We start from the raw sequence: 8,444 nt of genomic DNA, 5'->3' as shown, positions 1-8,444 counted from the left end.
CCGCTGAACGACTTCGCGGACCGCGCCGCCAGCCAGGCCGCCGTGGTGCAGGAGGCAGCGGGCAGCGCCCACGGCTCACCCGAGCCACCGCCCTCGCCCGACACCCCGGCCCCGGCCCGCCGCAAGGCGCCCAGGCGTGCCGGCGGCGGTTCGGCACCGGCATCCGCGTCGGCTTCCGCTTCCGCGCGGACCATCAAGGCCAAGTTCGCCGGTCGCTGCCTGTGCGGCCGCTCCTACGCGGCCGGCGAGTCCATCGCCAAGAACGCGCAGGGCTGGGGCCACCCGGAGTGCCGCACCGCCACCGCCTGACCGGCACCGCCTGATCGCCACCGCCGGAGCCCTCCGGGCCCGGTCGCGCCCCGGCACTGCTACCCTGCGAGGCTGACCGACTACTTCCGGTGACTTCCAGGGGTGTGTGCGTGAAGGTCGTCTGCGTCGGAGGCGGGCCCGCGGGCCTGTACCTCGCCATTCTGCTCAAGCGGCGGAACCCGTCCCACGACATCACCGTCCATGAACGCGCCCCCGAGGGCTCCACCTACGGCTGGGGCGTCACCTACTGGCAGGGGCTGATGGACCGGCTGCGCGCCCACGACCCCGAGTCGGCGGACGCCATCGCGGAGAACTCGGTCCACTGGAACGAGGGCGTCGCCCATGTGCGGGACGCGAGCACCCGGCAGCCGGGGGACCGGGGCTTCGGCATCGGCCGCCACCGCCTCCTCGAACTGCTCGCCGAGCGCGCCCGGACCCTGGGCGTACGGCTGGAGTTCGAGAGCGAGATCACCGAACTCCCCGCCGGAGCCGACCTGGTGGTGGCCGCCGACGGCATCGGCAGCGCCCTGCGCACCCGGTACGCGGACGCACTCGGCACCCAGGTCACACACGGCCGTAACCACTTCCTCTGGCTCGGCACGACCAAGGTCTTCGACGCCTTCACCTTCGCCTTCGTCGAGACGGAGCACGGCTGGATCTGGGCCTACGGCTACCCGTACGACGCCGGACACAGCACCTGCGTCATCGAGTGCTCACCGGAGACCCTCACCGGCCTCGGCCCGCACCGCGCCGACGAGGGCGAGGGACTCGCCCTGCTGGAAAAGCTCTTCGCCCGCCTCCTCGACGGCCACCCACTCATCGGCCGCACCAGCGACGGCGCGAGCGTCCCCTGGCTGAACTTCCGCACCCTCACCAACCGCACCTGGCACACGGACCGCCTCGTCCTGCTCGGCGACGCCGCCCACACCACCCACTACTCCATCGGCGCGGGCACCACCCTCGCCCTGGAGGACGCCATGTGCCTCGCCGGCGCCCTCGGCGAGCACCCGGCCCTGCCCGACGCCCTCACCGACTACGAGAGGCGGCGCCGCACCGAGCTGCTGTCCGCGCAGAGCGCCGCCCGCTACAGCGCCCGCTGGTACGAGAGCCTGCCCCGCTACATCGATCTGCCTCCGCACCGCATGTTCGCCCTGCTCGGCCAGCGCCACTCCCCGCTGCTGCCCCATGTCCCGCCGCAGCTCTACTACGGCCTCGACAAGGCCGCCGGGCAGCTCGAACCGCTGCGCCGGCTCAAGCGCTGGCTCGGCCCCCGCGCGGCCCGCGCCCTGCATGCCCGCAGCGAGGCCCACCGCGACTGAGGCACGTCGCCCCCGCTCACGGCGCCGGTAGAGCCGGGCCCGGCAAGCGCATGCCGACAGCACCCTCAAGGCCGTCGCCGACGGGCCGGGATCCGCCCGCCGCTGCCGCGGAAGTGCTTCGGCGACAAGGACTCTCTGTCCGCCCGCGTCATGTCCTTCGACACCGGCGCCCACGACCTCCTCGACGCGCCCCTCGCCGGCCTCGGGCGGCACCTGGTCCTGCCTGGCCGGCTGGCTGGCGGGACCAGGTCGCCGACCCGCTGCCGCGCATCGCCTTCGTCCCGCCGCACGGCGACCGAGGCGACATCCCGCGCGCCGACCTCCCCGCCCAGGTCGCCGCCCGCCTCACCGCCCGGCTCGGCAGCCCCGACGCGGGCCTGCGCGCCGAACTGGCCGTCGCCGCGCTCCTCGGGGTCGGCGTCAGGTACGGCATTCCTCGCGGCCCGTACCCGCGCGGGAGCGGCCCGGACGAGGTGGCCGACCGCTACGGGCCGCTCGTACAGGCCCGGTCGGCGCCCTGACTCACTGCTCGGCGCCGGTCAGGTGCGACTCCGCGCAGCGCCGGAACGCCGCGAGCAGGCGGCCGCTGTCGCCCGCGCGCGTCGCCAGCGCCACATGGCACGGCTCGACTCCGTGCAGCGGGATCGCGACCAGATCGGGCCGCGCCGGCATCCCTGGAGCAGCCGCCACGATGGCCAACGCCTGGCCGGACGCGACCAGTTCGAACTTGTCCTCGATATCCCCGATGAACGGCCCGTCCGGCGCGGGCCGCCCGTCCGGGCGCGGGTCGATCCGCCAGAACGCGTCCCACAGCGGGTCCGGGACCCGGGGGAGGGGCTCGTCGGCGATGTCGTCCAAGGTGACCGACTCCTTGCCCGCCAGCCGGTGGTCCAGCGGGACCACCACCACGCGAGGCTCGTCGTAGAGGACGCTCACCCGCAGCCCGTCGGTGGCGAACGGCAGCCGGGCCACCAGCGCGTCGATCCGGTGCCCGAGCAGCGCGTCCCGCGCCTCGTGCCAGCGCGTGTACGCCGTGCGCACGTCCGCGTCCGGGAACCGGCGCCGAAGTTCCCGTACGGCCGGCGTGACCAGCACGCCCGTGGTGTAGCCGACGGTGATCCGGGTGGGTTCGGCGGCGGCCCGTGCCTCGGTCGCCGCCTGCCGGGCGGCCAGCAGGAGGGCCTCGGCGCGCGGCAGGAAGACCTCGCCCGCCTCGGTGAGCCGGGTGCCCTGCGGCGTGCGGTCGAGCAGTTCGACGCCGAGCTCCCGCTCCAGCCGCCGTACCTGGCGGCTCAGCGAGGGCTGGGTGATGTGCAGGGCGGCCGCCGCGCGGCCGAAGTGCCGGTGCCCGGCGACGACCGTGAAGTACCTGACCAGCCGGAGGTCGAGATCCGCGAAGTCGGACATGCGCTCCAGCCTATGGCACCCGGTGGAGCAGCGGTGATGCCCGGAGCGTATTGCGCCATGCGAAAGAAGCCTTGGACGGGTGCGGTCCGCCCGGCCGACGATGGAGGCACTTCCACCGACCATCCGAGGAGAGCGTCACCATGCGTGTTTTCGTTACCGGGGCCACCGGGTTCATCGGCTCCGCCGTGGTGCCCGAACTGATCGGCGCCGGACACGAGGTCGTGGGCCTGGCCCGCTCGGACGACGGCGCGGGCGCGCTGAAGGAGGCGGGCGCCGAGGTGTTCCGGGGCGGCCTCGACGATCCCGAGGGCCTGGCCCGCGCGGCGGACGGCGCCGACGGCGTGATCCACCTGGCCTTCGTCCACGACTTCACCGACTTCGACGCGGCCGGCGCCACCGACCTGCGGGCCATCGAGGCGATGGGGGCGGCGCTGGCGGGCTCCGGCCGACCGCTCGTGGTGACCTCCGGCACCGCAATCGCCCCGGCGGGCCGCCTCGTCACCGAGGCCGACGCGCCCGTGCCCGGTACCCACCGCACGCCGTCGGAGGAGGCCGCCGTCGCGCTCGCCGAGCGGGGTGTGCGCGGCTCGGTGGTGCGGCTCGCGCCCTCCGTGCACGGACGCGGCGACCACGGCTTCGTGCCGCAACTCATCCGGATCGCCCGCGAGAAGGGGGCCGCCGGCTATGTCGGGGACGGCGCCAACCGCTGGCCCGGCGTCCACCGGCCGGACGCCGCCCGGCTCTTCCGGCTCGTACTGGAGCAGGCGCCGGCCGGTACGCGCTGGCACGCGGCCGCCGAGGAGGGGGTACGGTTCCGGGACCTCGCGGAGGTCATCGGCCGGCACCTGGACGTGCCCGTGGTGAGTGTGGAGCCGGAGCGGGCTGGGGAGCACTTCGGGTTCCTCGGCCGGTTCGCCGGGGTGGACAACCCCACCTCCAGCGCCCTGACCCGCGAACGCCTCGGCTGGCGGCCCTCCGGGCCCGGCCTTCTCGCCGATCTGGCCGAGGGCCACTACTTCGAGTGAACAAACACGACAAGGCCAGACAGGTGAACAGTTTGAAAGAACGTTTACGCGGATAATGGGATCGCATGACCGAGCAGGCACCGCACCAGGGGCGGGACGAGACAGCGGAAGAGCGGGCCGACCGCAAGTGGGGCGAGCTGATCCAGGAGGTACGCGTCGCGCAGACCGGCGTACAGATCCTGTTCGGCTTCCTGCTCACCGTGGTGTTCCAGCCCAAGTACACCCAGCTGTCCCACGTCGACCAGTTCATCTACATCGTCACCGTCGTCCTGGGCGCCTGTGCGACCGGCGCTCTCATCGGACCGGTCTCGCTGCACCGCCTGGTCTCCGGGCACCGGGTGAAGCCTCAGGCGGTGCGGCTGGCCGGGGCGCTCACCTTCATCGGCCTGGTGCTACTGCTGGCCACCATGGCCTGCTCACTGCTGCTGATCCTGCGGGTGGCCACGCACGACGGCTATGTGCCGTGGCTGGTCGGGTCCGTCGTGTGCTGGTACCTGGTCTGCTGGTACGGCCTGCCCATGTGGGCCCGGCTGCGTCACACGTCCCCCGATCCCGACTGACGTCCGGTAGGGGCCGTCAGGGCCGCCAGCGCGCGGTCGTGGACCCTGCTCAGCAGGAGCAGGGACAGCACGGCGCCGACGAGGGCGCAGAACATGTCCCACTGGGTGTCCCAGACATCTCCCTGGGTGGCGAGGAAGGCGTCGGCGCCGTGCCCGCCGATCACGGCCGCCAGCCACTCCAGCAGCTCGAAGCAGGCGCTGAAGGCCAGGCACGCGCACACCGTCAGCGGGGCCAGCCAGCGGCTGCCGCGCAGCGGCGAGGTCCGGCTGAGCAGCTCGCGCACCAGGATCGCCGGCACGAACCCCTGCGTCAGATGCCCGAAGCGGTCGTACGGGTTGCGGGACAGGTGGAAGGTGTCCCGCACCCAGTCGCCGGCCGGTACCTGCGCGTAGGTGTAGTGGCCGCCGACCGCCAGCACCAGGGCGTGCCCGGTGAGCAGCGCGCACAGCAGCCCGGTGAGCGGGAAGCGCCGCCACAGGAGCACCACCAGCGGCAGCCCGAGCAGCACCCAGAAGGTCTCCAGGAACCATGTCGTACGGTCCCGCGCGCCCCATGCCGACACTGCCAGACCCACGGCGGCCACGCCGGCGAACACGGCGGGCGGTACCGGGCGGCGGACGGACGTCCGGTCGGGGTGGACTGCGGTCATGGCGGGCTCCAGAGGCTGGACGGTGTCGGTCGCCCCATCGTCCGGCCACCCGGCCCGCGGGGGCATGAGTACCGCTACTCATGCCCCCTCCGCACGTCCCTGGGGCCTGTCGCCCACCGCGCCGCGCAGGGCGGTGAGTTCAGGAGCCGATGGCCTGCTGCAACTCCTCCAGGCGCCGGACCGCTGCCCGGCCGGCCGGGCATCGGAGGCAGCCTGTATCGCCCGACAGGCGGTCTCTGGCCGCCGCCCCGGCCGTCCGGCTCAGCGTTCGCGGTCCGCGAGGGAGTCCAGCAGGGCGCCCAGCTCGGCCGCCGCGCCCGGCTCCAGCGGCAGCCCGTCGAGCAGCGCACGGGCGGCGGCCATGTGTGCGCGGGCCTCGGACAGGGCCGCCGTGCGGCCGCCCGCCGCCTCGATCAGCGCCGCCGCCTCGGCCGTACGGCCCGGCGCCCCGAGCAGGCCGCGCAGACGGGCGCCGTCCGGTGAGGCGAGCGCGCTCAGCACCGGGTACGTCCTCCTGCCCTCGCGCAGGTCCCCGCCCACCGGCTTGCCGGTGACCTCGGGGCGCCCCCAGATGCCCAGCACGTCGTCGGCGAGCTGGAACGCCACCCCCGCGTGCCGCCCGGCCCGGTCCAGCGCGTCGGCGACCGGGCGCGGAGCCCCGCCCAGCAGCGCGCCGAGCGCCAGCGCGCAGCCCAGCAGCGCCCCCGTCTTCCCCTCCGCCATCACCCGGTACTCCTCGGGCGTCACCGCCTCCGGGCCGGTCCACGGCCGGGAGGCGAACAGCAGGTCGTCGGCCTGCCCCCGCACCAGGTCGGCCAGCGCGCCGGAGAGCAGCCGCACCCCGCCCGGCACCTCGGCCAGGGTGCCGACCGCCAGCGCGAACAGGGCGTCCCCGGCGAGCACGGCGGGGCCCGTGCCGTACGCCTTCCACAGCGCCGGGCGGCCGCGCCGGGTCGCGTCGCCGTCCATGATGTCGTCGTGCAGCAGTGAGAAGGCGTGCACCAGCTCCACCGCGACCGCCCCCGGCACTCCCGCCCCGGCCTCCGCACCGGCCGCCCGCGCCCCCAGCACCGCCAGCGCCTGCCGCACCCCCTTGCCGCCGCCCTCCGCACCGCCGCTCCAGCCGAAGGAGTACGCGGCCATCTCGGCGAGCCACGGGTGCAGCCCGGCGACCGCCTCGCGCAGCGCCGGCCGCACCAGCGCGTCCGCTGCACGCAGGACCCGGGTCGTCTGCCTCCGCTCCGCGCGGAACACCGCCGTCACCGGGCACCCTCCGCCTCGGCCGCGAACTCGGCCTGTGCCCGCGCCACCATCTCCCGCGCGTGCCGCAGCCCCGAACGTTCCAACACCGAAGCGAGATCGGCCAGTTCGGCCGCCGTCTCGTCCGGATCGCGGCCCAGGCGGGCGAGCGACTTGGCCAGGCCCAGGCGGGACAGCGCCTCGCCCCGGGGCTCGTCCATCGTCCGGAACTCCGACAGCGCCAGGCCGTACAGGTCCCGCGCCTCCTCATGACGCCCGGCGCGGTAGAAGACGTTGCCCCGCATCTTGTGGTTGTAGGCGAGCGCGCTGGACAGGTTCATCGACCGGCAGGTCTCCTCCGCCCGCGACAGCAGCTCCAGCGCGCGGCCGGTGTCGCCGTCGCGCGCCGAGAGGATGTCCGCGAGCCCGCGCAGCGCCCAGGCGTGCCCGCGCCGGTCGTCAGCGCGGTCCGCTATCTCCGCCGCCTCCTCGAACAGGGCGTACGCCCGGTCGAAGTCCCCGGTGTTGCGGTGCATCTGCGCGATGCCCTCCAGCGCCCACACCGTGTGCCGGGCCTCCCCGCGCCGGCGGGCCTCCGCCAGCAGCTGTTCGTGCAGCCGGCCGACCGCCGCGTAGTCGCCCTGGATGCGCCCGGTCTCCGCGAGCCCGGCCAGGGAGTAGCCCCGGACCACGATGTCGCCGCCCCGCTCGCCGAGTTCGGCCGCCAGCCCCAGCAGCCGCCAGGCCAGCGGGAACGCCCCGCGCTGCCTGGCCAGTGTGCCCCCGCTCCACAGCGCCCAGGCCATCGCCGCGGTGTCCCCGGCCGTTCGGGCCGCCCGGTAGCTCGCCTTCCACGCGCGGTCCGCCTCCGCCGTGCTGCCGAGCCGCCGGTGCGCCTCGGCCACCGCGAGCCCGCAGCGGGCCACCTCGGCCGCGTGCCCGGCCCGCTCGGCCTCCCGCAGCCGCTCGGTGCCCTCGGCCAGCACCTCGGTCAGTGAGGAATTGACGGACAGGGTGGTCAGGGCGCCCTGGTACTCCGGGGCGAAAGCCTTGCCGTACATGTGAACCTTTCTATACACCACATGTATACGCGACGCGTATAGCACGCGGAAGGATCGCCCCGGTCCACTGGGGGCCGGGGCGTGGTCGGTCGTCGGTCAAGACGTCGGTACGGCGACGGGGGTTGCCCGTGCGACGCGGATCACTCCGGGTGGCACGGGCGACCCCCGTACGGGATCAGTGCTGTTGTGGACTCTGCGGTGTGGCCTCGCTCGGCCGGACCACCACGACGCCCTCGCCCTGGAGCATCAGCTGCACCGCCTCGCCGGAACCGCCGCGCAGCATCGACCCCATGGACTGCGAGCGGTGCAGCGAGGTCCGCAGGTTCGCGGTCCAGCCGACCACCGCGTCCGTGTCGACGTACACCGGCGCCTGCTCCGAGACCGGGATCACCAGCGGGTTGCCCTCGCAGATCAGGCCCAGTCTGCCGTGCCCGCTGAACACGCTGTTGAACAGGCCGCCGCCCGCGATGCCGGAGCCCTTCACCGTCTTGATCTCGTAGGACAGCGAGGAGTCGAAACACAGCACGTTGCGGCCGTTGACGGTGAACTGGTCGCCGGGCTCCACCTCGACGATGAAACAGTTCTGCGCCTCGTGCGCGAACCACGCCTCACCCTGCCCGCGCACCACCATCAGCGGCAGTCCCTCGCCGGTCATCGCGCGCTTGAGCATGCCGCCCACGCCCTGGCCCTTGCGCTCGAACTGGAGGCTGCCCCGGTGGGCGATCATCGCCCCCTGGCGGGCCAGCATCTCCCCGTCCACCGTGTACTTGACGCACTTGCCGTTCTCGATCGTCATTCCCGGCTCGACGGCCGGACGGATCATGTGCTCACTGGAAAAGAGGTCACCCTTCATGAGCGCATGGTGTCCCGGACG

At 74.1% G+C, this 8,444-nt stretch carries 9 protein-coding genes and 1 pseudogene; 5 read left to right on the top strand and 5 right to left on the bottom strand.

What is annotated here, in order from left to right:
- The 3 genes and pseudogenes from ACFWN1_RS29675 to ACFWN1_RS29665 all read left to right on the top strand — a co-directional run.
- Positions 1-309 (top strand): annotated as a pseudogene (locus ACFWN1_RS29675) (ribonuclease HI); the annotation flags it as partial.
- Between the two features lie 110 nt (positions 310-419).
- The gene (locus ACFWN1_RS29670; protein ID WP_384368628.1) at positions 420-1,628 is read left to right on the top strand and encodes an FAD-dependent monooxygenase; all 1,209 of its coding nucleotides are present in this window, start codon (positions 420-422) and stop codon (positions 1,626-1,628) included.
- Between the two features lie 113 nt (positions 1,629-1,741).
- On the top strand, positions 1,742-2,149 hold the full coding sequence (locus ACFWN1_RS29665) for a hypothetical protein (protein ID WP_384368625.1): 408 nt from the start codon (positions 1,742-1,744) through the stop codon (positions 2,147-2,149).
- A 1-nt stretch (position 2,150) separates the two neighbouring features.
- Here ACFWN1_RS29665 and ACFWN1_RS29660 read toward each other — a convergent pair whose 3' ends face one another.
- A complete protein-coding gene (locus ACFWN1_RS29660; RefSeq protein ID WP_384368622.1) occupies positions 2,151-3,035 on the bottom strand; it encodes a LysR family transcriptional regulator in 885 nt (294 codons plus the stop codon).
- 140 nt (positions 3,036-3,175) lie between these two features.
- On the opposite strand from ACFWN1_RS29660, the gene ACFWN1_RS29655 reads away from it, so the two are divergent.
- The gene (locus tag ACFWN1_RS29655; RefSeq protein ID WP_384368619.1) at positions 3,176-4,060 is read left to right on the top strand and encodes an SDR family oxidoreductase; all 885 of its coding nucleotides are present in this window, start codon (positions 3,176-3,178) and stop codon (positions 4,058-4,060) included.
- Between the two features lie 65 nt (positions 4,061-4,125).
- Positions 4,126-4,620: a DUF6328 family protein gene (locus tag ACFWN1_RS29650; protein WP_384368616.1), complete on the top strand. Its 495-nt coding sequence runs from the start codon at positions 4,126-4,128 to the stop codon at positions 4,618-4,620.
- Here the strand turns inward: ACFWN1_RS29650 and ACFWN1_RS29645 are convergent.
- From ACFWN1_RS29645 to ACFWN1_RS29630, 4 genes are all read right to left on the bottom strand, one after another.
- A complete protein-coding gene (locus ACFWN1_RS29645) occupies positions 4,596-5,270 on the bottom strand; it encodes a DUF2238 domain-containing protein (protein WP_384368613.1) in 675 nt (224 codons plus the stop codon). The two genes, ACFWN1_RS29650 and ACFWN1_RS29645, sit on opposite strands and share 25 nt — an antisense overlap.
- A gap of 261 nt (positions 5,271-5,531) precedes the next feature.
- Entirely contained in the window at positions 5,532-6,533 is a 1,002-nt protein-coding gene (locus tag ACFWN1_RS29640) for a polyprenyl synthetase family protein (RefSeq protein ID WP_384368610.1), read from the bottom strand.
- Complete coding sequence (locus ACFWN1_RS29635) at positions 6,530-7,570, bottom strand: tetratricopeptide repeat protein (protein WP_384368607.1); 1,041 nt, start codon at positions 7,568-7,570, stop codon at positions 6,530-6,532. The genes ACFWN1_RS29640 and ACFWN1_RS29635 overlap by 4 nt, the downstream gene beginning before the upstream one ends.
- A 175-nt stretch (positions 7,571-7,745) precedes the next feature.
- Positions 7,746-8,423, bottom strand: a complete 678-nt coding sequence (locus ACFWN1_RS29630) for an AIM24 family protein (RefSeq protein WP_384368604.1) — start codon at positions 8,421-8,423, stop codon at positions 7,746-7,748.
- Positions 8,424-8,444: the final 21 nt, after the last annotated feature.

Origin of the sequence: Streptomyces sp. NPDC058459 (assembly GCF_042721685.1) — a bacterium.
Classification (GTDB): Bacteria; Actinomycetota; Actinomycetes; order Streptomycetales; family Streptomycetaceae; genus Streptomyces.
Note: the sequence above shows the minus strand (reverse complement) of the source record. Positions and strands in the feature narration are given on the sequence as shown.